The 26633-nt window shown below is 37.8% G+C and carries 26 protein-coding genes and 1 pseudogene; 1 reads left to right on the top strand and 26 read right to left on the bottom strand.

What is annotated here, in order from left to right; genetic code table 11:
* Nucleotides 1-55: 55 nt before the first annotated feature.
* The 15 genes and pseudogenes from H538_RS0110595 to H538_RS25505 form a co-directional block, all read right to left on the bottom strand.
* Complete coding sequence (locus tag H538_RS0110595; RefSeq protein ID WP_026677574.1) at nucleotides 56-334, bottom strand: biotin/lipoyl-containing protein; 279 nt, start codon at nucleotides 332-334, stop codon at nucleotides 56-58.
* 235 nt (nucleotides 335-569) lie between these two features.
* Nucleotides 570-2057, bottom strand: coding sequence for an MDR family MFS transporter (locus H538_RS0110590; protein ID WP_026677573.1), 1488 nt, complete (start codon nucleotides 2055-2057; stop codon nucleotides 570-572).
* Between the two features lie 210 nt (nucleotides 2058-2267).
* Entirely contained in the window at nucleotides 2268-2990 is a 723-nt protein-coding gene (locus H538_RS0110585) for a DUF3952 domain-containing protein (protein ID WP_026677572.1), read from the bottom strand.
* 374 nt (nucleotides 2991-3364) lie between these two features.
* The gene (locus tag H538_RS0110580) at nucleotides 3365-4600 is read right to left on the bottom strand and encodes a YecA family protein (protein ID WP_026677571.1); all 1236 of its coding nucleotides are present in this window, start codon (nucleotides 4598-4600) and stop codon (nucleotides 3365-3367) included.
* Between the two features lie 543 nt (nucleotides 4601-5143).
* Nucleotides 5144-5401: a DUF3952 domain-containing protein gene (locus tag H538_RS0110575; RefSeq protein WP_281172183.1), complete on the bottom strand. Its 258-nt coding sequence runs from the start codon at nucleotides 5399-5401 to the stop codon at nucleotides 5144-5146.
* A gap of 496 nt (nucleotides 5402-5897) precedes the next feature.
* Nucleotides 5898-6146, bottom strand: coding sequence for a hypothetical protein (locus H538_RS0110565; RefSeq protein ID WP_154657952.1), 249 nt, complete (start codon nucleotides 6144-6146; stop codon nucleotides 5898-5900).
* Between the two features lie 241 nt (nucleotides 6147-6387).
* Nucleotides 6388-6861, bottom strand: coding sequence for a hypothetical protein (locus tag H538_RS0110560; RefSeq protein WP_026677568.1), 474 nt, complete (start codon nucleotides 6859-6861; stop codon nucleotides 6388-6390).
* Between the two features lie 168 nt (nucleotides 6862-7029).
* Nucleotides 7030-7380, bottom strand: a complete 351-nt coding sequence (locus H538_RS0110555; protein ID WP_026677567.1) for a DUF389 domain-containing protein — start codon at nucleotides 7378-7380, stop codon at nucleotides 7030-7032.
* Between the two features lie 39 nt (nucleotides 7381-7419).
* Nucleotides 7420-7719, bottom strand: a complete 300-nt coding sequence (locus H538_RS0110550; RefSeq protein WP_026677566.1) for a hypothetical protein — start codon at nucleotides 7717-7719, stop codon at nucleotides 7420-7422.
* Between the two features lie 26 nt (nucleotides 7720-7745).
* Nucleotides 7746-8084, bottom strand: coding sequence for a DUF4176 domain-containing protein (locus H538_RS0110545; RefSeq protein ID WP_026677565.1), 339 nt, complete (start codon nucleotides 8082-8084; stop codon nucleotides 7746-7748).
* Nucleotides 8085-8405: 321 nt separating this feature from the next.
* Nucleotides 8406-8996 (bottom strand): Tle-like phospholipase domain-containing protein, encoded by a 591-nt coding sequence (locus tag H538_RS23595; protein ID WP_051291425.1) that lies wholly within the window; start codon nucleotides 8994-8996, stop codon nucleotides 8406-8408.
* A gap of 22 nt (nucleotides 8997-9018) precedes the next feature.
* A complete protein-coding gene (locus tag H538_RS0110530; RefSeq protein WP_026677564.1) occupies nucleotides 9019-9801 on the bottom strand; it encodes a hypothetical protein in 783 nt (260 codons plus the stop codon).
* A gap of 192 nt (nucleotides 9802-9993) precedes the next feature.
* Nucleotides 9994-10304, bottom strand: a pseudogene (locus H538_RS0110525) (FtsK/SpoIIIE domain-containing protein); the annotation flags it as partial.
* A 201-nt stretch (nucleotides 10305-10505) separates the two neighbouring features.
* A complete protein-coding gene (locus H538_RS0110520; RefSeq protein ID WP_026677562.1) occupies nucleotides 10506-11519 on the bottom strand; it encodes an ADP-ribosylglycohydrolase family protein in 1014 nt (337 codons plus the stop codon).
* Between the two features lie 14 nt (nucleotides 11520-11533).
* A complete protein-coding gene (locus H538_RS25505; protein ID WP_081412626.1) occupies nucleotides 11534-11821 on the bottom strand; it encodes an ADP-ribosyltransferase in 288 nt (95 codons plus the stop codon).
* A gap of 62 nt (nucleotides 11822-11883) precedes the next feature.
* Between H538_RS25505 and H538_RS26090 the strand changes: the two genes are divergently transcribed.
* A complete protein-coding gene (locus H538_RS26090; protein ID WP_161627201.1) occupies nucleotides 11884-12072 on the top strand; it encodes a transposase domain-containing protein in 189 nt (62 codons plus the stop codon).
* Between the two features lie 140 nt (nucleotides 12073-12212).
* On the opposite strand, the gene H538_RS0110515 is transcribed toward H538_RS26090, so the two are convergent.
* From H538_RS0110515 to esaA, 11 genes are all read right to left on the bottom strand, one after another.
* Nucleotides 12213-12617 (bottom strand): hypothetical protein, encoded by a 405-nt coding sequence (locus H538_RS0110515; protein WP_026677561.1) that lies wholly within the window; start codon nucleotides 12615-12617, stop codon nucleotides 12213-12215.
* Complete coding sequence (locus tag H538_RS25085; protein WP_051291424.1) at nucleotides 12610-14601, bottom strand: hypothetical protein; 1992 nt, start codon at nucleotides 14599-14601, stop codon at nucleotides 12610-12612. The genes H538_RS0110515 and H538_RS25085 overlap by 8 nt, the downstream gene beginning before the upstream one ends.
* Before the next feature lie 4 nt (nucleotides 14602-14605).
* Complete coding sequence (locus H538_RS0110505) at nucleotides 14606-14944, bottom strand: hypothetical protein (protein ID WP_026677560.1); 339 nt, start codon at nucleotides 14942-14944, stop codon at nucleotides 14606-14608.
* Nucleotides 14937-15641: a DUF5081 family protein gene (locus H538_RS0110500; protein WP_026677559.1), complete on the bottom strand. Its 705-nt coding sequence runs from the start codon at nucleotides 15639-15641 to the stop codon at nucleotides 14937-14939. The genes H538_RS0110505 and H538_RS0110500 overlap by 8 nt, the downstream gene beginning before the upstream one ends.
* Nucleotides 15641-15940 (bottom strand): WXG100 family type VII secretion target, encoded by a 300-nt coding sequence (locus tag H538_RS0110495; protein ID WP_026677558.1) that lies wholly within the window; start codon nucleotides 15938-15940, stop codon nucleotides 15641-15643. The genes H538_RS0110500 and H538_RS0110495 overlap by 1 nt, the downstream gene beginning before the upstream one ends.
* On the bottom strand, nucleotides 15933-16337 hold the full coding sequence (locus tag H538_RS0110490) for a chorismate synthase (protein ID WP_169729203.1): 405 nt from the start codon (nucleotides 16335-16337) through the stop codon (nucleotides 15933-15935). Before H538_RS0110490 ends, H538_RS0110495 begins: the two co-directional genes overlap by 8 nt.
* Nucleotides 16330-20862, bottom strand: coding sequence for a type VII secretion protein EssC (gene essC, locus H538_RS0110485; RefSeq protein WP_026677556.1), 4533 nt, complete (start codon nucleotides 20860-20862; stop codon nucleotides 16330-16332). The genes H538_RS0110490 and essC overlap by 8 nt, the downstream gene beginning before the upstream one ends.
* A gap of 63 nt (nucleotides 20863-20925) precedes the next feature.
* Nucleotides 20926-22272, bottom strand: a complete 1347-nt coding sequence (gene essB, locus H538_RS23585) for a type VII secretion protein EssB (protein ID WP_081412625.1) — start codon at nucleotides 22270-22272, stop codon at nucleotides 20926-20928.
* 77 nt (nucleotides 22273-22349) lie between these two features.
* Nucleotides 22350-22601, bottom strand: a complete 252-nt coding sequence (locus H538_RS0110475; RefSeq protein ID WP_026677555.1) for an EsaB/YukD family protein — start codon at nucleotides 22599-22601, stop codon at nucleotides 22350-22352.
* A 16-nt stretch (nucleotides 22602-22617) separates the two neighbouring features.
* The gene (essA, locus tag H538_RS0110470) at nucleotides 22618-23124 is read right to left on the bottom strand and encodes a type VII secretion protein EssA (protein WP_051291423.1); all 507 of its coding nucleotides are present in this window, start codon (nucleotides 23122-23124) and stop codon (nucleotides 22618-22620) included.
* On the bottom strand, nucleotides 23099-26527 hold the full coding sequence (esaA, locus tag H538_RS0110465; protein ID WP_026677553.1) for a type VII secretion protein EsaA: 3429 nt from the start codon (nucleotides 26525-26527) through the stop codon (nucleotides 23099-23101). Before esaA ends, essA begins: the two co-directional genes overlap by 26 nt.
* Between the last annotated feature and the right edge of the window lie 106 nt (nucleotides 26528-26633).

The following is a 26633-nucleotide window of genomic DNA, read 5'->3' as shown; positions in this document are numbered from 1 at the left end:
TCAGTTGTCCTCTACATAATTTTTCCAACTAACAAGGAGTTCATGCATACTTTTCTTAATCGCTTCCTGACACAAAAAGATCGTCTTTAATCGTTGCCAATACCGTACCTGGCGTTACTTTATCGCCTTTTTTCACCTTTAACGAATCAACGATGCCGCTTACGCCTACAGTAATTTGTTCTAAAGAGCCCTGGATTTTTTTAATAGTAAACAAAGGCTCCCATTCGTAAATCCGGTCACCTGGCTGAACAATAATTTCTTCCACAACACCATACGACGGACACGGCACAATCTCCCGGTTATCCCAGCGGCTTGTTACGATTTCTTGAATCATCATTTAAAATGCCCTCCTTTTTCCCCACTTTATCGTCCAACTTTTTAAAATAGTTGCACGTTTTATCAGATGAATGTTGCAAGTTTCATGCCAGATGAAAAACGAATTTCGAGCAATATTTGGCGTAAGCGTTTTACAAAATATATATTAAGAATTGAATAGACTATGCATCATTGAATGGACAGTTTAACAGAAAAAAGGGGGGCCACCGCCTCCACGGTAGCCTCCCTCAAAATTATGCTGTATGTTGTTTTTCTTTTTTGGATTCAAGTGTTTCACGGGGCAAGTTGGCCGAGATAAGCATAGCGATAACGGCGATAATAATTAATACGAGAAAAATATGGTGCAAGCCTGATACAAGAATTTCGCGAAGAACGGCTTCTATCTTAGCCGGCAATGCATTCGTTCCTTCCGGGTTGATCAATTGGTTCATTTGTCCCATTGTCAAATCGGGATGACGGGCGATTTCATTTGATAGCGTTGCATTAAAATACGTTCCAAATAGCGCTGCGCCGATCGTTTGGCCGAGGGTTCGGAAAAAGGTATTGGACGCGGTTGCCACTCCGCGTTTTGACCAATCGACGGCCGCCTGGCTACTTACGGTAAATAAGGTGATAACAAGCCCGAAGCCGAGACCGATCAGTGCGGTAATCGGATAAAACCAGAATTCCATGCTGTCTTTTTGAAAAAACGATAAACAAACTGTCCCGGCAATGATGACAAAAGTACCTAGCAGCCCAACGGCTCGCTGGCCATTTTTCACTAACATGCGGCCGCATAAAAACGAACCGAGCATCCAGGTGAGTGACATCGGAGTGGAAGCGAAGCCTGCTCTAGTCGCTCCCTGTCCTAACACGCCCTGTACCCACATCGGGATATAAACCATTAAACCGATTAAAACACTGCTAACTAAAAAGGCAGCCGCGTTCGATACAGCCATTACTTTTGAACGGAACAATTCAAGAGGCATCATCGGTTCTTTCACTTTTGATTCGATCCATAAAAAGATAAGCAGAAATGCGATAAAGGAGGCAAATAAGCCAAGCATTGTCGGAGTTGTCCACTTATGTTCTTCACCGCCTTTTTGCAGGGCATATAAAAGGCTGATCATACTAATAGCAAACGTAATTGCGCCTAAATAATCGATATGATGCTTCTTCTTCTCAATCGACTCTTTTAATGAAACGGCAATCATGATGATCGCTACAATCCCAAATGGAATGTTCATAAAGAAAATCCAGTGCCAGGAAATTTGGTCAACAAAAAATCCGCCGACAAGCGGTCCTGTAATTCCGGCAATTCCCCAGATCATTCCCATGAATCCCATCATTTTCGCCCGTTGTTCTACCGGAAAAATATCACCAATAATGGTTGAAGTTACAGGCAAAATCGCTCCTGCTCCAACTCCTTGTAGAGCGCGGAACCAGATCAATTGCTGCATCGACTGCGAAAATCCGCACAGTGTGGAGCCTAATAAAAAGATAAGTGTTCCAACAATGAAAATGCTTTTTCGCCCGAATAGGTCCGAAAGCTTTCCGAAGATCGGGACGGCGGTCGCCGAAATAAGCAAAAAGATGGAAAACACCCAGTTCATCAGCTCAATGCCTTTTAAATCACTGACGATTTTCGGCATCGCCGTACTTACGATCGTTCCTTCGATTGCCGTCAAAAATGTCGCCATCATTAACGCAATCATCACTACTTTTCGATTAGATTTCATCATGAACCTCACTTATTATTTATACTTTTTATACTTAAAACTATAAATAATGCAAGAATAGACGTCAAGAAGTTTGCTCCAAAATGAAAAACACTCAAGTTGGATCAACTGAGTGCTTGTTTATCCTTTATATTATATGTTGCGTGTTCGAAATCATCCTAAGTCTTGAGAAGGAATTATCTATTTCCTCTCCTTTGCATATAATTGCCAGAGTCAGTTTAAATCTACGGTATTATCATAAAAATAATCGATCCATTGACCTTTCTTATTCTTTTTCTGCCATTCAACACTGACCGAAATATCTGTAATAAAAAGGCGCTTTGGTTTATCTTCTTGCAATCTAATTGAAATCATGGCTCCTTTAAATTTATCATAATCAATCTTCAAATCATCATTTATAATCTTGTTAAACTCTTGTTCATTTAAATTGTAAGCAAGAGAAGGGGGCTCGTCTAAACCGTACTCATAATGTTTTGGCTTCACCTTTTCAATTCCTTGGAGTTTATCAAGCATAAATTGCAAGTTAAGCGTCTTATTTGTTTCTTGATTTACATATTGATTATTTGCATAACGTACTTTAAACTCTTTTGAACTTTCTTCTTTAATTTGCTTTTCTTCATTCCCCTTTTCGATACTAACTTCAAAACTTTTTACCGCCTTTCCTGCAGCTGAATTTATGGCGGTATTATATATTCCTTCAAAATAGATTTCATCTGTTTCCTTTTTTATTTGGTTTTTTTCTGCTGGTGACGAAGTAATCACATAAGCATCCTGATGATATTCCGAATGTCCGTTTTTCGCACGCATAATGGATGTCATGTTCTTTTCATTTAAATCTTTTGCAATCGCATGATAGTCAATCTCTTTAATGAACAGGCAGCCACTTAATAGACTGATTACCGCCGACAACAGTAGGATAAAAAATACTTTTTTCATTGTTTCCCCTTGTTTATTGATTAAATTTTTCCTTATTTATTTAAAGAATTTGCGGAAAGATTTTACTCCTGGCTTTAACTATTATTTTACTTAAGCAGAGCCATAATTAAAGTACTATCTTTTTCTAGTAACCCGGAACAACCATTCGAGTGCATTACAATCTATAAACTATTAATAACTTTCAGATCATGCCAAATCCTTCTTCAAAATCAGTATATGATAAATGCCCGTATATTAATTAATATACGGGCATTTGAAATAGATTTAGCTAAACCTTAAAATGTTTCTTTTTACGTTTTCTCATTAGAATAATAGCAAAGACGCGCAGCGCCGCAAGTGCTATGAAAAGCAATGTATCTATCTAAAAATCGGTCTTATTGATCTTTTCCGCAACACTTCTTATATTTCTTCCCACTCCCGCATGGGCAAGGATCATTGCGTCCTATTTTACGGCTGTTCCCTCTTTCCTTTGTACCGGTCCCGGCCTGTCCGAAAGGTTCGGATGGCACAGGATTCAAGTGTGTTTTCTCTTTTTTAGACAACTCAGCAGGGGTATAACCTTTAAGAACCCACATATGAGAATTATTATAAACATCCATCATTTTCTCCGTTAATTGCTGAACAAATTCAAATGAAGGAAACTCTAACCGACTTTGCAAATATTGAAACATCATCGACGGCTCCAAGTCCATATGAATTATATTATTCATTTGTATCGCGATTTCATCCGTTTCCCCGGCGGTAAGATCATAATGTTCCAACAAAAATCGAAGAAATTTTTTCATTGCCGGAGTTTTTTCGATATATCCCTGAACTCCCGCTTTTAAAAGCTGTTTCTTTGAAAACGGGTAATAGTCGATATCGGATCTCATTTTATGTTGATCGATGATTTTCTTTTCATCAAAAATCCTATGATCTTTGAGATATCCATTAGAGAATCTTACTTGATCATAATAGTCACTTGCTGTATGGATAACATGCAAATATTCACCAATCTCTACCTTTTGCTCTGTTAGCGAACTGATCCTATCCAGGATTTTGGATGTATTCAATACCCCATAGTAATAAAGTAATCCATGGGTAAGGAGAATCCATTCTGTGTTCCTGCGAATTTTTTCTTGAAGTTCTGTGTCATCGATATGTTCAAATTCAACGCAAAGTTCAGTCGGTATCGTTAAGATCTTTTTTTCCTTTTTTATAACGGGAAAAATAATCCCGTACCCCATCAGCGATTCAATTTTTGAAATCGGAAATTCATCGTCAATAGGCAATACTCCGGAATTTTTTATAATTTTTCGAATGAGTTCGTATCTTTCCTGATCGAAAACGGATAAAACGAGTTTAAAACAAATGGGTATAGCTCGTTCAAGTTCACGTGCTAACTCATCTTTCTTCAAGGAGCTCATTCCTCTAAGATTGAGATTTTTACGAATCACATCCAATTCGTTCTTTGTCAATGAACGGAGTATGGTATAAAGCTTGCATGGTAGTTCAATCTTCTTCCAAAGCCGTTGTTCCCGTCTAATTTCTAACTGCCTGTGATGCGTTTTTGCATTTTCTAGCGCTTTTAATAATTGATTCCTAGTTTTTTTATCCATTCTGTTATTCATTGTAAACTCCAATCTAAATTTGAATCAAAAAGTTTCAACTATTTCCCGTGGATACTTTTTGCTAAAACTAACTTGCCTTTATCAGAAGTTAAATCATTGTTTCAACTGTCATAGACATCATCCCTTCTCTTGAAATTTATTCTTAGCATCAAGATTACCACTCTCTAAAAAAATACTGTTACCCATATCATAACTTATAACCTGTCCATTCTTATCCTTTTTTTTAACTCAAACCCTACCGTAATAGAGAATATTTGCATTCCCTTTTTTGTCTTTTGCAAATTCATAGAAATAATAGCTTTTTTAAAAGTAGTATATTTAATTTTTAAATCGTCATTTATAATTTCATTAAATGTTTTTCATTCAAATTATAAGAAACAGATGGTGGTTCATCTAAACCGTATGTACATTTTGATGGTTTAACCTTTTCAATTCCTTGAAGTTTATCAAAAATAAATACTAGATCCAATGGTTTTTTCGTTTTTTCATTTATAAACTGATTGTTAGAATAACTAACCTTAAATTCAGGAGAACTATTCTTTTTTATTGTTTTTTCCTACCCGTTCCTTTTTCAATACTCGTTTCGGAACTTGTTCCGACTACTCCTATTGCATTATTTTTAACGGTATTATATATTCCATCGAATCCAATTTTACTTTTATCATTTTTAATACTGTCATTCCTTTTTTGCGAAGTAATAATAAAGGAACGCAATTTAATATTCGAATACCCATCCACGGCATGTAATATTGAATCCATATTTCTCTCATTTAAGTCTTTTACGATTTTTTTATAATCTATCTTTTTTCAAATGGTGAGCTATTAGATGATGAACATCCACTGACCGTTAATAGGATTGAGATCAATAGTAATGCGGAAAGTAGTTTCTTCAATATGTACACCCTCAATTTTAAGAAATACCAAACAATAATTTTTGTTGACACCTGTTTCTTTAAACAATCATTTCCTTCTATTTTATTTTACAATAGGTGAGCTGGAAAAAAAGTACTATCTTTTTCTAGTACCCAGGTCCAATTATTCGATAAGTAAGATTAACTTAATCCCCTTGCTAATAATCCTCCACCGACTCCTACTATTGTACCAACACCCGGAATTGGGATATATGCAGTTCCTGCTGCCGTAAACGCTGTCTGAACGTAAGCCTAAAATATAAAAAAGAAGCGCACCTTTTCGGAACGCAACTTAAATAGCCGACTATCCTTTTCAATCGAATATACGGCTTATTTCATTTATTTGCTACATTACCGCCGAATCAGTCATCGAGGTTCAATTCTGTTTATGGAATCTCCAACGACTGTCCTGATCCGGCCGCGTAGAAGTATTTCATTTCCGTTGCACCAATCCGATTGCTTGTTTTGTACTCAGCAATTTTCGAATTCCTCATCGCTTTCACGAATGTATCCATGTCTCTATAGAACGGTTCGTCAATCGTTCGATCAACAATGTCGCCTACTTTTCCGGTAGTTGTATAATACCTCGAAGTGCTCTTTACAGTTCTTGAAATTCGTTTGATCTGTGTGGTCAAAAGAGATAACCCTATCACTGTTATATTAACGAATTGATTCTTCCAAATTTTAAGTGATATCATTCGGAGGATTGATCACACCGTAGCCCCTTTACGCTAAATTTCCAAACCTTCTTTCTTAGACCATTGCTTCTGAGTTATATTTTATTCTTCTGTCACCACTTTGGGTGTCTAACAACAAAAATCAAATGTGCGAGAACCATCTGTTACGAAAAATAATATACAATTTTTCCAGCTATCTTTAAGAAGCCAAATGCCGAGCAAGCGTATCGGAAAATTCATTTCCCCGTTTGTTTAAGAGCAGTAAATTAATCGCAACTGAACGCTTTCCGTGTCGATACACCCTCAGGAAATTGGATCTTGTAAACGCAAACGTGACAGGAGTAGCAACGACATTGGTAAATCGTTCTTGATTGATCCCTGAAATTTCATGCCATGGGACAAACGCTTCAAAAAATACAAATGTTCTTATTTTCATACCTTCCGATGTTATTTCTACAACAGGTCGTGGATCAAAGGTTTTGATGAAACAAGCGATTCCTAATATGAAGGCAATGATGGTCAGCGCCCAGAAAACAGCTACCGCAATACCTGTTAAAAGATAGGTATCTGTTAGAATTTTCGTATAAAATATATAAATCACGCCGATCATCAAAACACCTAACAACCCTGTTATGAGCCGATTCGAATAAAACTTTATTGATTCACTTTGCATTCATTTTCCTCCTTACGGGACGTTTTACTGCTACACATTGTCCCAAGTTTCATTACAATTGTTACGGTCTGTTACAAGATAAACTTTGTAATAGATACATAGACCCTTTCGTCCACCTGAAATATCCCGAAAAAGGCTAATGGTGTAAAGCGTTACTTTAATTTGTCCTCATGCTCTTTTTACCTTTTTTTGCATCGTTAATATACTGGCAGCAATATAAAGAGCTCCAGTAATAAATCCGCTAAAAACAAAGGCAAAAACTCCAATCAACAACAAAGCAATACCTTTTCCAATTGACGCCTTTCTTTTTATTACTAAACCAAATATGATGCCGACAATTCCAAATAATAGCGGAAAGACTACTGATATTGTCCAAAAAAATTCGTCGACAGATATTATGTAAAGGACACCATATGAGGAAAATATACCCAAAATTAAAAGGGCTATTGATTTTAAAATAGAAATACTTCCTCCAATTAAAGCAAATAGACTGGCTAATCCGTACTTCCCTTCATTCACATGATCCACTCTCCAAGGTTACGAAATACTGGCAAAAGATTAAGATCCAAGATGAACCAAGAAAATGAAAATAATAACACAAGCTGTCATTGCGCAAACGAAAAGACTAATAGCATTTAACGCTAAGGATATATAGAGAAGAATCTTTTTCTCATCTTTCCTCATCAATCCGATTCCCGTTAATGTTAATCCCGCTACTAAAATTAAAAAACCAAAAATAATTAAATAAATGTTTATACTTAATAAAAGGGGTATTCCAAAAAGAAAAGGAATTAGACTTAAAAACAAAGCGATATAACTTATAGGAGAAATTTTCTTCGCCTTCACTGTCTTTTCCATTTCTTACACCTTCTTAAAAAAAGCATTCATCGTTCTTCAGTTTCCTTTTTTTCACTTTGTTCAATTACATCATCGACTCTTGCGGCAAAATCATTTCTCCAAATTTTAAATTTCTCTTCAAACTCGCCCTCTGTTCGGTTGACATACCCTCTAAATTTCACTTGTTCAATATCCGTTGCGTCAAATAATTTATAACTATCTTTTGTTAGCCCTACAGGTAAAAGTACGGCTCCATAATCTTTGAATGTTTTTTCATCAACTAAAATCCCCCTGCTGACGATCATGTAATCAAGGTTTTCCTCTGAAAATAGAGAAACAACACTACCTAATGGCAACACTTCTTTAAGTTCCGGTCTTTTTGTCAATTGACTGACCCCCTTAATTCTTTCATTTTGTCCTCAATTTTCCTTCGTTTCTGTTCCAAATCTTCAATTCTATCAATAAATGCGTCTCTTGTTTTACCTTTCATTTGTCCGTCAACAATTTTTTTAAGTTTAGTAATATAATCCGTTAAGGTGTGCACTGACTCTTCTAAACTTTCAAGACCAGTATCATTATCACTTTTTAATTTTTTAAAACCAAATCAAACTACCATTTTTATCAAAATCTTCCTTTGTAAATCTATAAGAATGTCCCTCTCTATTAGGTACATTATACATTTGGCCGGGTATGACCATGTCCCCATCCTATACACCTGTATGCAAAGGATCTTTTTCGTTAATTACATTACGGATATTTTTTTGATCAAACCCGTAACCGTACCTTACAACATCTAAATTTAACAAAGGAGCAGGATTTAATGTTAGTGTATCTATGTTGTCCTTCTTGTTCCTCATTGCCACTGTGTTTGCAAGACCTCCACCAAGTGAATGCCCAGTTAAGGAGATTTTCGCTCCATTAGTGTTTTCTTTTACCCTTTGGTAGAATTCATTCGCTTGATCGGCCTGTTTTAGCGATATTTGTAATCCTGCTACGTTTCCAAGTCCGATTGCCCCGTCAGTTACAAGGTCCCATTTCCCGTCTTGTTTTGGCTGCGTACCGACATAAGCAATGACAATTTCACCGGTATTATTATCCTTTAAAGCGTAGCCGGAGAATCCTGATTTTGGGTCAACGTATTGATCAACAATGTTTGCATTAAATGTTTTTTGTAGAATGTCTTTATCAATGTGATCGGGACTTTTTTTATCATCATAATCATAAATCATGCTTCCTGCTAAAACCAACTTGCCTTTATCAGATGTTAATTCATATGTTTCGACTGTTGCCTCAGACATTTAATCTCCTCCCTCTTCTTTTTTATTTTTTCAAAAATTTATTTTTAGCATCAAGATTATCACTCTCTAAAAAAATACTGTTGCCCATATCATAATTTATAACCCTTCCATTTTTATCCTTCTTTTCCCATTCCGCCCCTACCGTAATGGAGAATATTTGCATTCCCTTTTTGGCCTTTTGCAACCTTATAGAAACAATAGCTTTTTTAAAAGTATTATATTTAATTTTTAAATCGTCATTTATAATTTCATTAAATTGTTTTTCATTCAAATTATAAGAAACAGATGGTGGTTCATCTAAACCGTATGTATATTTTGATGGTTTCACTTTTTCAATTCCTTGAAGTTTATCAAAAATAAATACTAGATCCAATGGTTTTTTCGTTTTCTCATTTATAAACTGATTGTTAGAATAACTAACCTTAAAATCGGGAGAACTATTCTTTTTCACTGAATCTTGTTCACCAGACCCTTTTTCAATACTTGTTTCGAAACTAGTTCCCCCTAATCCTTTAGCGCTATTTGTAACGGTATTATATACACCGTTAAAGCCAATGTCTTTATCTTCCCTTCTTATATTGTTTTCATTACCATTTTTAGAACGTGCTATAATAAAATATCGTTGTCTAATATTCGAATACCCATCTACTGCATGTAAAATGGAATCCATATTTTTCTCATTTAAGTCTTTTGCGATTTTTTTGTAATCCACTTTCTTTTCAAATGGAGAGCTGTCGGATGATGAACATCCGCTTACTGACGATATGATTATGATTGATAACAGTACTGAAAGTAGCTTTTTCATATGTGCACCTCGACTTTAGTTAATGGCATTTCAAATTTGATTTTTTTAACAGTAATTCTTTTGTCGCCACGCGTTTTTTTAAATCATCATTTCCTTATATTTTATTTTACAAAAGACAATCTGGAAAAAAAGTACTATCTTTTCCTAGTACCAAAAACAAATGTTCTGTATGGTGTAATTGTCTTTGACACTGTTCGTAATCGTCCCGAGCAAGTGCGGCAACTGACTGAACAGGTTCGCCATCCCGCCTCCTTTTTAGTCGATTAATAGAAAAGCGACTTCGGGTGGAAGTTGATGGCAAACGATAAAATATAGGATTGAATAATTTCCGATTTATCTGAACCGGTTGTACCGGTAATTAATCCATGTGGACCATGGGCCTTTTCATGCAAGTTCAAATTGACAATATCCTCTTTCCCGCGCAGACCAAGCGGTACGGCAAGGCTTTTATACGTTTCATTTTTAGCCCAGCGACCCGCGATTTCGAGCTCTTCAGTCTTTTGAGATGGATTTGACATCAATGAAAGCAGCTCCTTCTACAAAATTCCTCCTTCATTCCTTCCATGTAGTCATGTTAGAGGATTCTCATAAGAAATTTGGCTATGTCAGTCTAAGGGGATAGACGAACATAGCCAAATAATGATCCAAATCTATAAAATCAGATTTGAAATTTCAACAATATAGTACGATTAACTTAAAAACTGCTACTCTTTTGTTTTATCGGCTTTTTTAAAACAGTATTGAAAAAATCTTTCACACAAGGTAAAGATATCCTCTTTTCTTGCTAATGTATTTATCCATTCTTCCGGTATGCTTTCCATTCGGTAATATAGTCCAGCCATTGTTCCTGTTAAAAAGGCAATGGTGTCTGTATCTCCGCCCAAATTAACCGCTTCAAGGACAGAATCCTTATAATTATCATGTTTAAAAAAACACCATAATGCAGCTTCTAAAGAATGGACGACATATCCATCAGACCGGATGTCCTCCCTATTAGCATTTAAGATGGATTTATCAAATATTTTTTTATAAAAACTCAATTCTCTGATGTATTTTTCATTTGTTTTAAGTTCATTAAAACAAGTATCCATTGACATTTCTAATGCCTCTATCGGAGAATTGTTATGGAATAAATTAATTAAAAATTCCAAATAGATGATACAACCTAGAGTGGAGCGTGGATGCCCATGAGTAATTTGTGCCACTCGTTCGATTTCTTTTTTTCTTTTATTAAAATCAAATTCTTCCCATAGCGTGAAAACTAATGGAGAGACTCGCATTAAAGCTCCATTTCCATTATCGAACTCGGCTGTCCCCCCACATTGCCCAGCTGGTACTCCATTTTTAAAACGCTCAATCGCCTCATCTGTTGTTCTTCCGATATCAAACATTGTTCCATATGGCGTCCAATATCCTTTATCCCGATACGCAATAAATTTTTCCATTAAATCTGTTTCATCTTTTTCTTCTATTAAATTTTCAATGAGACAAAGGGTTAAAGAAGTATCATCTGACCACGTTCCTTCTGGTTGATTATACGTTCCATATCCGGTCATTCCTTTTATGTATAAATCTCTAGATTTAAATTCTACCGGTACACCGAGAGCATCTCCTACAATTCCACCTAATATCGTTGGTATTAACCGTTTTTTAATCCTTAGAGCTAAAAACATTCGATCATCTTCGTTCCATCTTTCTAACATTGTTTTATATCTCATCTTATTTCCTTCTTTCACATTAAATCTAAAACTAAATGAATTTTCCCGTCTGGATCAAGCTTTGCATCCCTAATAATCATTTCTTGCCCAGAGTTAAAAAGGAATTCTGCCTCATTTGGGTAATGACTAATTTTTGCAACATAAGCCCCATTTGCACCTTTTGGAACATTTATTGTCCAAGAAACTAGATTATAATCAATAGAAGATTTTAAAGCCCTCCTGTTGGAAGCTTTTTCAGCATGACTACAAACGCAAAAGTCCGAAGTGTTGCCTAAAAGTACTCTTTGTAAGGCTGTCCACAATTGTTTGAACCAGTGGGATCGATTAGTAGACTTTTTAAAAGACAACGGTTCGAATTGAATGTTTGATCAAGACTTATGTTATTTTCTGCAAAAATTGGTTATTCAGTAATAATCAAAAAAGGCGCTCGGCCAGCTCAATTATTTACAGCATCATCGAGACTGCAAAAGAAAATGGATTAAACCCGTTCGCTTATTTTACTATTTGTTTGAAAAACTGCCATACATGGATACTTGGGATAAAGACGCCATAAATGATGTAATGCTATGGTCGTCCAAGATCCCGATCAAATGCCGCGTACTTAAGAAGAATACTTAACTCATAACAAAATCCCCATCCTTTTTTAGGTGGGGATTATTTGACGCTTACGTTACTTAAAGGGAATATGGATAATTACTGTTTATTACGAAATCCGAAGAGGGGTCTTTTTTCCTCAAAAATTTGTATATCTTGAATTGGAACTTTTTTTATATACTCACCTTTTCCTGGAGACTCTAGGTTTAATTTCTCTTTAGCCTTTGGATTACTTGTAACAATAGTGACCGTCTGTTTTTCTTTACTATATCCTATAATTCCAAAGTCGTACCCTTTATAAATACAGTATGGTATTATTTCATATGCATCTTCAAGTTCATTTATACTTACATCTTTTAAATACACATTTTTTAGTAAGCCACCAACTCTAAAACCGTTTTTAAGTTCGGATTGATCAAATGATCTTAATGTTACATAACCATCCTCGATAATAATTGAATATTCTTTACCTTTATAAATTGCATATTTCCCATCTTTAATCATTGATGGATAGCTCCTTTACATTATAAAATCTTTTTGTTTCTTTATCGAATAGACCTACAAGTTCTTCGGTACCGTCTTTTACAATATAAATTTCACCAACCGTTGGTAAGCTCCAATCTCGATATTTTGTCTCAAACTCTGGGACGATTCGACTATTTTCCGCCGCGGTAAAGCCATGCCCAGTTTGAGGATACGTAATATACTCATTAGGTTTTATAGATTTTGAGTGATTTAGTTCTTCCGCAAACGGAATACCGAACTTCTCATAATCATCCGTCTTAAATCGAATTACTGCATATTCCTTGGAAGGTGAAAAAGGAGTTCCTTCATAATCCATACGCAAAGAGTAGTAAACATCGCTGGAGGTTGTAATATCTGCTACATCTTCAATTCTAGCAACACAACCACCAACTTTCGCTTCCTCTCCGGATAAATAATCATCTAATCTTTCAAGTGGTATAACCTTTTGTAAAACACTATCTTTATTCAGTGATGGTACGGAATCACGAACTTGCCTCATTTTTTCTAGCTGGCTCGGAGTAAGTTCCGTATGGTGTTTTGCTTGAAGTTCGAAGAATTCATCTTTAGTCATCCCTATTTCTCCTAACACATGATCAATTTCCGCAGCAAATCCTTTTCCTTGTGGAAGTTTAGAGTGATTAAGTTGTGTTTCAAACCCATGATTAATGGTTTTTAGCTTAGGTTTAGGTTTAACGTTACTAGCAAACTTTTCAGTATAGCCAAGATTAATTCCATCAATCTTGCTTAGAACCGCTCTAATTTTGTTCTCAACGGCATGGGTATTTTCGGCAGGTATGCTTACTTTGCCCATATCCCCCACATTGGATGCCGCAACTGATTTGCCCGGAAAGAGGTTGGCGTTCTTCACTTTAGTTATGGCATTATCCGCCAGTTTCCCTACATCCACCGCGTCTTTTGCGACCTTATGAACAGCTGCTTTTGACCAGTCTCTCACGACCGCCTTCGCATTTCTTAATCGGGTAAAGCTCATTTCGCGGGCGGCTTTTACCAGATCGCCAACATGGGCGGCGCTGTATTTCAAATCCGCTTTAAGGCCCGTTTCGACTCCCAGCTTGCTGAGATTTTTACTCCTATTGGCGATTCGTACCGTATTGCTGAATTTGGCAGCACTGTTGACCCCGGGAACGATATCGAGTGGGCTCATCAATCCACGGATCCATCGCTCTTTTGTGCCGAGCTCCCGACCCGATACCCAGTCTTTTCCGGATACAGCCGAGCTTAGCTCCATTGTACCATAGACGGCCCCGAGCGCCATGCCTGCCGGCGGGCAGATGAGCGTTGCCCCGACGATAACGACGAGAGCGCCAAGCTGCACCCAGAATTCTTTGCTTTCTTGCTGGTCCTTAATTGACTCGTATTTGAACGCATGCATGTTGACGATCGCTTTTTGATAGTCTTCCTTCGAAAGGTCTTCGTCGGGATTTTCCACTTTCCACGCTTCATATTCACTCTTAATCTGTTTGGCGTAGAAGTTATCCCCATTAAACAGATCATCCAGGCTGATTTCCTTTTTCTTCACTTCAAAAGACTGTGTTGTGCCGTATTCTCCGTAGACGACCTTTGTTTCTGTCGCCCCGATCCGGTTGGTTGTCGTATAGTTGGATGGCGTTAAATTCCTCATCGCTTCTACAAAGGCGTCCATGTCTTTGTAGAAGGGGTCGTCAATTGTCCGGTCGACAATGTCGCCGACATTTCCCGCAAATGTATGTAACACATCGAAGTCTTCAAATAGTTCCTGGTATTTGTTTTTCAGGCTCGTATGCTGGAAGGAAATGACGCGATCACTGTCATATTCTTCAATCGCTTCTTGGGCATCTTCCAAATTGTCGGTAATGTCTTTCAGCGTATCGATCATCCCTTTGCCCCAGTGGCCTAAACCGATCAGATCTCCAATACCTTCTTTCATCTTTTCCCAATCGCCTGCGATATACTTGACATCCACTACGTTATACCTCCAGTTTTGCAATAATTCGTTCAGCAATTTCTGCGTCTGCTTTTTTCATGGTGTTTAATATATCAATGACAAGGGAGGATGCCCGGCTGTAATTGTCGTATAAATCCAGTACTTTTTCATTCGCTTCATCATACACTTTCATTGTCCTCATTGCTTTTCCTGCCGTATAAAAGTGAATATTCCCTAACTTTTTAATGTTTGGGGCTGCATTTGTTTCCAGCTCTTTTATGATATCTCTTAAGTAGTTTACAATGGTCGCGATCTCATGTGGATTAATATCAACGAGTACACCGGAGCCTCCCGCTCCGTCTCCCATTACTGCATTAGCCATTTGCCTTTACCTCCTTGTAAGGGAAATCCAGTTCGTCAAAAAGGATTTTCAAGAACCAATATTGACTGGCATGATAATACTTTTGCTGAACTGTATCGACCATGATTAATTTTTCATCTTTCGTAAAAACCAGCCATTGTTGATAGTAAGCCGCATTATTTTCATCTTGCGGCTCTTCTTTTAAATGAAAGAATTCGAGATTCATCAACATCGGTTCGGGTTCAAAAGTTTCCATTTCTCGTTTTTCACGGTGAGAAAGTTCTTCTTTTAAAAACGTTTTTTCTTTTTCTTCCGGCTCTCTTAACATGACTGGAAATGTTTCGGTTAACAGTCGCAAAACAAGGGCTTTCGAGATAACCCGAAGTTCATAGTGATGATCTTCAAATTCGATGAGAACAATTAATTCATCATGTTTTTTATCACGAAAAGCAAACATGAGATTATTGATACGTACATATTTTTCACTTTTATAATATAACTCTACCGTTCGAATGATGACCGTACCGGTTTCTGTTAGTTTCCCTTCTTCTGTTAAAATCTTTTTTTCGATAAGCCGTTCATAGGCCTCTTTAAAGACTTCCCCTCCTTTTAATTGATAGATTTCTTTTGCAGGCAAGCCAAAAAGTACATTACCACCAAAAGCCGCGGCAATTAAATAAAGTTCAGGAGCTGTAAATGTATACGTTGATAGCTTCATTATAAATTTTTCACTTCCTTCACGGATGGATCTTGAAGGAAATTGTTCATATAGCCTTCTAAGTTGTTTAATGCCTTTGTTTGCTTTTCAACCGCATGAACCATATCTTTATGGTATTTCTGAATAATTTCGATATAACTCAAAAAGGCATCCCTTGCTTTTCCGCTCCACTCGGCCGAATGAATGTAAGAAATTAATCGTTCGCAACTAGCATATGTCGTTTTAATGGATTGTTCTAATGCCTCCGCAGCGATCTTGGCCTCATTCACCCTGTCATCGTGAATTCTAACGTTACCCACTTATCCATCGCTCCAATCCCTCTTTTAATTCTTCAAATTCTTTTTCTAATTTCTCCTTTTTGGCTTTTGCCTCTTTTGCGGCCAAGTTTTTATAGTGTAAATACCTTTCATACGCTTTATCAATGGCTATAACAAGGGCGCTTCTCATGTCTTTTTCTTTATCAAAATATTGATTAAGTTTTTCGTTTAATTCCTCTCGTTTCGGATCAAAATCATTGGAAGGAATTTTTGAATTTGAAAGGTTAGGGACAGCTTTAATATAACTGTTGTATGCATCAGTTGCTTCAGCCACTTTTTTATCGTGTTCTTTGAGCGCATCCTTCAATATGTCATGTAATGTATCATAATTATCTCTTTTCCGAACGGTTTCCGCACTTGCAAACCAATCATCAAACATGGGCATTCACATCCTTTCTCTTTTGTTGAGGGGCAACGATTTTTATCTTTTCAGCTTTACCATGTTGAATATAATAAGCTTCATACGGAAGCAAATTATTTTCTTTATAAGGTCTGTTCATGACTTCCAACATGTTTTGATCCGATATTCTTCCGATTAATACTCCGATTTTTTGCTTTTTCAATATATTTGAAATGTCATCATACAGTCTTTCAATTGCGCCATATACTGCACCGATAATAAAATGAATGCCGACTCTGGAACCTGTTTCAATGAGTTTCGCAAGTGCGGTTTGCGCTGTAAGTGAAATAGAATCAATGACGAACGAAGCATCAGTTATAAATACGATCATTGGACGAATCTCCTTCAAGAAGTCACCCATTGTTGCTCTTCCATCCGTTTCTCTTTGTACTTCGCGGAATGCGTCTTCTCTTGTTTCACTTAATGCTTGTAGCCGGTCAACTAAATCCTCTATAGCCGCACCGCTATCCGCATAAATATCGACGTTATTTTTGAAAGATCCAAATCTTCCGGAAGAATTATCAATCATTCCAATATCCATTTGTCTATTATCAGAAATAATAGAAAGAAGGGTTAAGTAGGTTTGTTCTACCGAATCGATTAAACTTCCTAAAATCAACGTATTTTGATTAATCATTAACTCCACTGGCTTAACGTTTTCAAAGTCAACGGCAAATGGTATTCCGCCTTTTTCAAGAATTGCTTTTGTCTCAGGTTCATTGATAAACTTAGAAAATTCAACGGTTTCTGGAACCATTGGAATTGGTAATGGTACCTCTCCTTTCCAGGCTTGCCGCATTTCTTTTCCTTCGTTTTGAATCCCTTCAATAATGGCGAGTGTATCTTTACCTTTTACGGGGAGAGCAGTCTGGAAGGCGGTCGGTTGCTCCAATTTGACAAGTCCCCGTCCCGGCAGTTCTTCAATCGTTAATGCTGTTCTTCCAACGATATTTCTCGGCTCCATTTCATCAATCATATAGAGAGAGATTTGGTTTTTAATATTAGCCAGTAATGGCGCTCTCATCGCATTTTGTCGTCCGGCGCTGATCGCCATATGAATGCCGACACCGGCACCTTCCCTGGCAATTTGAGCCGTTACCTTCTCAAACTCTTCTTTGTAAGTAGCATCTCCAACTGAATCAATCGTATCGATGATTAAAAGAATGGTTGGAACTTCTTCTCCACTTGCCCGTTCATACATCGAAATGTTAGCTACACCAAATTTACTTAATTTTTGCTTCCTTTCTTTCAGTTCGTTCCTTAATCTGCGAAGAAGCTTTAACAGTTTTGTCTCCTCATCCACCATAATAGTATCAGCAACATGAGGCAATTCTTTCAACGGAAGCAAACCATTTGTTCCTAAATCAATTAAATACATGTGCAGCCTTTCCGGGCTATGTTGTCTGGCTATATCCATTGCAATGCTTTGTAGAAAAGTTGATTTCCCATAGCCAGGACTTGAAAATACGGCTAAATGGCCATCCTTCGTAAGATTAATCGACAATGGTTCCTGTGCTTGCATCTCCGGAATATCCAATAAACCGATAGTCGCAATAAGCGGTTTCTTTTCTTCATACCACGCTTTTTTATAATCCACTTGATGTAAGTCGGGAAGGAAAATCATTTCCTCTAATGGCGGGAGCCACGGTCTTGGAAGTTCTGCAATATTTTGTTCTTTTGTAAAGGCATGAATATACTCAATCACCGCGTCAAGTTCTGTTGAGACTTTTGAAATTTCTTGTTGATGGGCAAGACCGCTTAAGTCGTCGGATAGGATGTCGTATTGTCCGAGTTCGTTAATTGCATAGATGGTCGTGTCCATATATGTTTCATCATGTTTATCAGGCACATATTGGGCGCCGCTCCATGCGCTCTGGAACAGTTCGTAAATTTCGTTGTTTCCAACTTGCAAGTAAGCACGGCCCGGCAAGGTGATGTCCGCCGCATCCGGTGTTTTTAAAATTTCGTTTGAGTCGCTCGCATTTTGCACTTTGAGCGCGAGCTTGAATTTTGAGTTCGACCAGATCTGATCATCAACAACGCCGCTCGGCTTCTGTGTCGCAAGAATGAGATGAATGCCGAGTGAACGGCCGATCCGGGCGGTGGAAACGAGCTCTTTCATAAAGTCCGGCTGTTCGGCTTTTAGTTCCGCAAATTCATCCGAAATTAAGAATAAATGCGGCATCGGCTCACTTGCTTCACCTTGTTTGTATAGTTTTTGATATTGATTAATGTGGTTGACATGATGTTCACCGAATAAGCGCTGCCGCTTTTGCAATTCCGCTTTAATCGAGGCGAGCGCACGCATGGATTGGGCACCGTCGAGGTTCGTAATCGTCCCAAGCAAGTGCGGCAACTGCCTGAACAAGTTCGCCATCCCGCCTCCTTTATAGTCGATTAATAGAAAGGCGACTTCATGCGGGTGGAAGTTGACGGCAAGCGATAAAATATAGGATTGAATAATTTCCGATTTACCTGAACCGGTTGTACCGGCAATTAATCCGTGTGGACCATGGGCCTTTTCATGCAAGTTCAAATTGACAATATCCTCTTTCCCACGCAGGCCAAGCGGTACGGCAAGGCTTTTATACGTTTCATTTTTAGCCCAGCGACCCGCGATTTCGAGCTCTTCCACCTTCTCTACCCCATACATTTCAAGAAATGTGACGCTTTCGGGGATCGAGTTTTTCAAGTTTTGCAGGTGATTGAGCGGAGCAAGTGCCCGTGATACGTCTTCTTTATTAAATCCTTCCGGAAAGTGATCGAGCGTAAATTTCCTGTTGACAAGTTCTCCTTCCTCCAGGATGATATTTCCGTTTTTGACATCACGAATATCGATGACCGTCTTAACATGTTCCGGAAGTGACTGCATTACATCCTGGACAAATACGAGCGAAACGCCGAGCTCGCTCGGATCGTCATTAAAATATTCCATGACCGTATGATCCAATATCAATTTTTCGTCGGTAATGAGGACGACAAAGTGTGGCGAGAAATACAGTTTTTCATTACTATTGCTTTTTTCATCCACAGCCAGTTTTCGTTCTTTTAAAATTTGGTATAGCGTGTTTAATACCTGGTCACGGGAACGTTCATGGTAAACAAATCCCCGTACATTCATCTCCCGTAAGCTTGCGTGCGGAAGCCAGCGCATCCACTCCCAGTTCGCTTTTTCTTCTTCCGGGAAGATCGTGATAAACTGTAAATCATAATAACTATGAAAAAAGGCCGTTTGCATGACCAATAGCTGTAATTGTTCAATGACATGCCGGCGTTCTCCGATATATCCGACAGGACCGTTCGTTAATGAAGTGACAACCGGGACATCCTTTAGCCCGGCATATTGCGATCTCAATTCTCGGGCGGCTTCGACCAATTCGTCTTTTTCCTGTGTAAATTCTTCCACAGAAAATTCAATCTCAAAGCTTGAATCAGCCCAGCCTAACCCAACGCGGTACATCAGGAAATCATGATGAAACATCGTTTTTTCGTAAATTCGCGAATCTACATTCACGGCCATATCCCGAATCTGCTTCACCGTTGGATAGTGATAATTCAGAGCATGACGCTGTTGTTCACTCGCTTCATACAATTCTTTTGTTTTTTGTTTTAAATACTCCCGGTAGCTTTCATCTCGTTCTTTAATGTCCTTTCGATACTGCTTTAAACTCTTAATATAAGTGGTAATGGAAAAAATGACCGTTACGATCGTCATCGAGAGCATCGCGATAATATAAATGCCGCTCGGTCGGAAAAAGGAAATTAAAATCATAACGGCTACCATGACGAGTGGAGGGACAATGACACGCGCCAGCTGCTCGCTTGGTTTTCTCGGTTTGCTTGATGGTTTGGCAATTCTTCGTTTTTCCGTCGGTTCCCGATAAATAATACGGGGTGAACGATGATAATCTGGATATTCGGCGTTAAACCGCTCGCAATCATCATAAATTCGCATTAACTTTGTGGAAACAAACGTATCCGATGGAAGAACGCGGATTTCATTCTTTCCGACTTGAATCAAAACTCCGTCAAAAAAAACCTGATCTCCGGGTTGAAGTATTACATCTTCCTCCAGTCGAATACAATTGTGGTAAACTTCCCCGTTGTATGCTTCGAGCCGGAAAGCCTGCCCGAGTTCCTGGCGGGTTAACGCCATGTCCACTTTTGTATTTCTCACTTTCACATCATCGTATTCGTTTGTTCCAAAGGAAATACGATGATGTGGTGACGTGTCATAGACTAACCACTTATCGAACTCCATTAAATGAAATTTCAGGACACAATTGGAATGGTGGACTGTTAAACTTTTATTAAGAAGTAACGAGTGATTGCCGATTTTGCACATTTCCCCGTCCCATTCGATATCTAATGGTTGATCGAGTTTTGGAAAGGTTAACGTATGTGACCAATCGTTTCCAATCGTGATTTTTTGTTGTTCATTTATATTTAAATGGCATTTATGCAATTGAATTCCATCACTAATAAGTAATAATCGTTGTGCCATCTTTCTCTTCCTTTCCACTTCAAAAAAGTAAAACCTCAATCAACAAAAACATTTCTTTCTTATCTATTTTTTATCTTTAGATTTTTCTTCTTTCTTACTTTCTTTTGGCTTCTCTTCTTTTTTGCTTTCTTTAGTATCGCCCGCCGGTTTCTTTTCCTCTTTTTGTACTGGCTCGTTTTGATTGTTGTTTTCAACCGGTTCGGTCGTCTGTTGGCCAGAAGGGCTGCCGGAAGTTTCTGAATCAAGATTAAGATTTAAATGGTACTCTTCATCGTATTTTTTTAATTGCTCTTTGTATTTCTCAACTTCTTCTTCCCGCTTAGAACCGCTTATGTTCGGGTCATTGTTTACCTGTTCCATTTTTTGAGTGATGCCATAGACAATGAGCCTCGGATCATCGAGAGATTTCGCAAGGTCTAATGCCTTGTTGACATTCCCGCGCCCGGAATAGATCCAAAACAATAAATACTTTGGATCGCTTTTCAGACTCATGTTTTTACGAATATTTTCTTTTTGCTCCGGATCTAAATGAACACCTTGAAGATAAGAACTTGCCAGAATATATTTTCCGGCGATCGGTAACTTTTCAGGATCTTCGCCTTCTAAATCGTTGATGACTTTTTCATAATCAGTAGCCAGAAAGTGACGATGGGCATCGAGCAAATGATTTTGATACGGCTCCCTGGCAAAGTATAGATAGCTGAGTGGTATGGCCAAAAGAACCGAGACTCCGATAAAAATAAATGTTAGCTGCTTAAACAGGTTAAATCGTTTTTTAGGGACGAGCAGCATTTTCTCTTCGGTCTCTTTTTGCTCTTTGACATAATGATCTTCGAGTATCTTCATTAAAGATTCAAAGTTATCCGCTTCTGCCACTTGACGCTCAAATGCCGTTTCTTTCGCATTGTTGAGCGAGCCTGAATATAATTCATCAAAACTATAATTCTTTGAAAACAAGGCAATAATTAGACATTTATATTGAAGTAAAAACCGTTCCTCATCCATCTCAAAAGGCGGGACAAGGTTTCGGATTCCTCGATAAATGACATAAGGCATAAGATTGTCATCAAACACCAGATTATCAGGGTGTAGAAAGAACGTTATTCTCGTATTCAACCATTCTTTAAATCGCGCTATATTGCGTAACAGGCGCAATTTGTCATTACGCCCGATTTTTTGGATCTCTTCCCATTTTTTTAAATATTGATCGACGGTGAAGGAAAACGCGAATAAATCTTCACCTTCTGTAACAACTGCAGGGACAAAATGGTCCCTGTCTTCAGTTATTGGTCCTAACTGACGGAGATCTTTAACATGTGTCTGCGATTTAGCAAGATTTAATTGCCATGTTCTTTCATTTATTAAAAAACGAAAAGGTATTGAATCAATCTGTATAGTTTTCTCATCCATTTTTGCTTACTCCCTTTTTTCTTGTTCATCTTTTTTAATAGATTCGCTAAATCTTAAAACTACTCAGACACATTGTTTTATAAAACGATTAAAATATCGCCATTTGTGACCGGGTAATCAATGAGTCGGTCATCATCAGTTAAAAGAAGGTCTTTTGCCGGGACTTTAACGGCAAACAGTGATTCTTTTGAAAGGCTAAGATTCAATGTTTCGGTTATATTGCCAAGCAGTTGTTTAACCGTTTGATGGACGGGTATTCTTAAATCATATTGGTCACCGTCCCACTTTGAAAAATCAACAGTTACATTAATATGTGTTTCAGCGGGCATTTTTAGCTCTTCTCCTTTACTCCATAAATGTTCTTATCATCTTATAAATGCCGGTACAAATTAACAAAGCCACCCCGCCCAATATTGTGGTAACCGTTTTGCTCATCCCACGACTCCTACCATCCTCATCACTTTGAGGCTCTGCAACGAATGGCGCCTGGTAGTTGTCGGTAAAGAGAGCTTTTCTTGAATTCTTAATGACCATATCTTTTTTCACAGGTGTGACAAAAAGTGAATGTTTAATACTTTCCATCTGTTGCTTGTTTTTTCTTTGTTTGGACTCAATCGCAGCCCGAGTTTGTTCTGAAAACAAATCGGGCGCGATTTTCTCCAACTCTGTCTCTTTATTGCTTTGTGATTCCGCTTTTTTCTTTTCGCTTTCATTCTGGCTTATACGATCCGATTTCCAGTGAATCGTTCCATCATGTTCCAATTCGTCCGCCAGTACCGTCTGAAGCGGACATAGGAGAAAAATGCCTGAACAAAGTACGATAAACTTAATGAGCTTCATTAATCCCTTCATCTACAATCTCCTCTGCTCTTTCCGAACGTTTAAAGACAAAAAGATTACATGCAAAACCAATGACAACAATCACAAGTAAACTGGAAATATAGAATACAAGATCCGCTGTTCCATCCCCAAATTGTATGAGTAACTTTTCAACATATTGCAATGGGGAATAGGTCTTAATATCTGCTGCAAGGGATGATTTGTCAAAGTGAAGTCCAAGGGCTTGAGTGAAGAACAGATATAAGCTCAATACAATTAATAATACAAACATCCCTATCATTTTTAATTGGCGTAACAAATAGGTTGCTACAAGAACCATAGACAGTACGATTGCTGTAATGAGACCGATCCAGAACATGAATTTTTCTTGATTAATTTCCAATAAATAACCGGACAGAAGACCGATTACAATTCCTTCGACAATACCAATTCCCGTCGTAATCATCGTAATAGGTACGTTGCTTCGGATGAATGATCTTTCTTCTTCAAACATATCTTGCTGGATTCGTTTTCGTTCATTAGTTGAGATGACATATGCTGTGAACAGCGAAACGATAAAACAAATTAACACGATAAAATAAGGTGTAAACGTGTCCCCTTTTTCCACAATAACGCCTTCATTTTTGGTTTGTACCGGATTTGAAAGAAAGTTAAGCAAATAATCATTTGGCCGCTCTCCAATCCGGCTGTTGGCAAAAACGCTGGCAAAATTATTGGCAAAGTTCTTATCTTCTTTCACTTTGTTCGTCCAATCGTTGGATAACTCATCCGCTTTCGTCACGAGCGTCGATCCGCTGTCCTTAATCGCTTTCGCCTGGCTGTTAATCGAATCAAATGTTTCATAGACACTGTCTGCGGAATTCAAATTACTTTTTGATTGATCCGCAAGTGACTGACTTTCAGCAAGCAAAGAAGAGAATTGATCATCGAGCGCAATAATATCAGACTGCTCTTGTTCTTTATTTGTTAAGATTTTTGTATGTTCATCTTGCAATTTCAGACTTTGTTCACGCCATGACATCAGGTTTTGCAACGTTTGGGCGAGACTGTTATTTAATAGCTCCGCTTGTTCGGAAGTACGATTGATCATTTCAATTAATTGATTCGAATTTTCATTCGCTTGATCGACCTGTTGAATGTACGTGTCGATTTTACCTTTTAACTCCTCTGCTTCCCCATGAACGTCTTCTGTTATTTGATCGGCGATATAATTGGTCAAAACATCGATAATATTTTGCTTATTGAATAAAGAGTAGAGAGAGTTTTCACCCGCCCATTCATCAAGGCGTTTTTCGTTGAGTTTATTCTGGTAGTCGGGACTGGATATGTCGGTATTCTCAAGTTGGTTTGTCTCAAAATAAACATCAAATAAAGCTGCCATTTTTCTATATTCGCTGATCACATTGATAAGATCACTTGTCATATCGACCGGGAGAGGAGATGTTACAATGTGTTTAATATAATTATTTTCTACAACAACTTTTTCTCCAGGTTGGTCATTCTGATCGGGTTGAGGTTTTTCTTTATTTTGTTCTCCAGTGTCCGGTGTTTCTTTAGGATCGATTTTATCATTGTCCGTATTGCTTTGTTTTTCTTTGTTCGTACTTTGATAAGTTGATTCTTCGTCTGAAGTTCCGTTTTCTTTCTGATCACTATCTTCCTTTTGTTCATTTAAGCTTTCAGTGTCGGTCTGTTCGGCTTCCTTTTGAACAGTGTTTGTTTGTCTTAATGAACCTTCTTCTGATTGAACAGAACTTTTCCGGAGAGCGGATGGCGATTCCGGTTGATCAACATTAGTCACATCCTTCTGGTTGAGCTGCCAGTTCCATGTAAACTGTTTCGTAATGTCCGAAGCATTCTTTAACACCACATGCAACTTGATGGTGAAATCCCCTTCCCCTGTTGCCGGGAGCACAATTTTCCCATTTTCAATGAATGGTCTTGTATAAGTTCCTTCCCCCATGTGAGGTAATGTTAATTTTACTGAATCGATTTCAAACCCTTTTGGAGGTGTAATGGTTAACTCCTGTCCCGATTTCTTAGTTTCCGGTAATTGAACTGTATCGGTTAAGGTCATTCCTTCCTGTTGAAGTTTTTTAAAATCCGCATTCATCTGTTTGGTCGGAATTGAACCAGAAGGTGATGCCTGAACATCAAACTCATCAATATATTTATGGGTTAAAGCCATGATATTTTTCAGCTGGGTTTTCGTAGAATCATCTAAATCTAATGGATCCATATCTTCCGGGTTCAATGAAGGAAGTTTCGTAATTTGCTTTTTAAGATGTTCTGTGACACTTTTATCCGGACCATCGAAAAACTTACTTAAATTCACATTTTGCTCTTCACCTGATGGAGTTTGCATCTGTTTCTTAAGCTTAGCGATAATGGAACGTTTCAATGCTTCCATGTCAGAAGGCAATGTTTCGTCTAACTTAGTATCGATTTGTCCCAATTCTGCTTTCGTTGAAGTTAAATAATTTTTTATTGCTGTTGCTTTCGAAAACATAATGCTCGTTTCTTCATTTTTTTGAAAAAGTTCATTGATTGCCTTATTGGCCGATTCAAGGTTTTGCAATTGTTGCATCACATTATCGCTATTCAAACTGCTGTTAAAAAGACCCAGCTCATTTGAGAAGTTTTTGGCTAACAGGCCATTTGCTTTATTTGTTAGAATAATATTCCCAAACTCCGTCTGAAAAAGCTGGTTCGTTTTAAAACCTTCATTTAAATTGTTGCCGAAAGATTTTAAGAGATCCTGTAGACCTTTAAAGCTCTCTTTTGATAGTTTTGTACTGTCCTGCACTTGTTTAAATTGCGATGTATAATTGGATAACGGATTGTGAATATCTTTTTTATAAATGCTCGTATATGCCAGTTCTTTATTGACAAGCTTTCCAATGTTGTCCTGGGCGTCTTGTAAATTCCCGAGTACACTTGCAAAATAAACATCTATAATTCTCCGGTTAAAATCCGCCAGAATCGAACTAGCCGTTTTCTCCGCTTCCGCTTTCATATTATTATTTCCGGAAGAATTAATTTTGTAATTTAACGTAACTTTTTCGGGTATTGTAGAATTAATAGATAGTGCCTTTTCCGTAAAATTGCTTGGGATGACAATCATCATATTGTAGCTTTTCCGTTTTAGCCCATTTTCCGCTACTCCGCGGCTAACGACATACCAGTCATGTTTATTATCTTTCTCAATTCGTTTAATAAATTCATCACCGAATTCAAAATGTTTTCCATTAAATTCGGCTCCCTGGTCTTCATTGACCAGAGCAACTGCCATTTTCTTCGTTTCGTCGTTGTTCTTTCCCTTCGATGCTTGATTAAAAGCAAGGTAAGAAATGCCCGCGGAAAGAACAAGCATTAGAACGAGAAATACCAATATACCCCGTCCCAATTTTTCCATTCACATCAACCCCTGTAAATTACTTGTTATGTATTTCTCTCTATATTAAACAATTGAAGCCACACAACACTTGTTGCGTGGCTTTCCGCTAAGAGATCGCTAGTAT

It is taken from the genome of Fictibacillus gelatini DSM 15865, assembly GCF_000430745.1.
GTDB lineage: Bacteria > Bacillota > Bacilli > Bacillales > Fictibacillaceae > Fictibacillus_A > Fictibacillus_A gelatini.
Note: the sequence above shows the minus strand (reverse complement) of the source record. Positions and strands in the feature narration are given on the sequence as shown.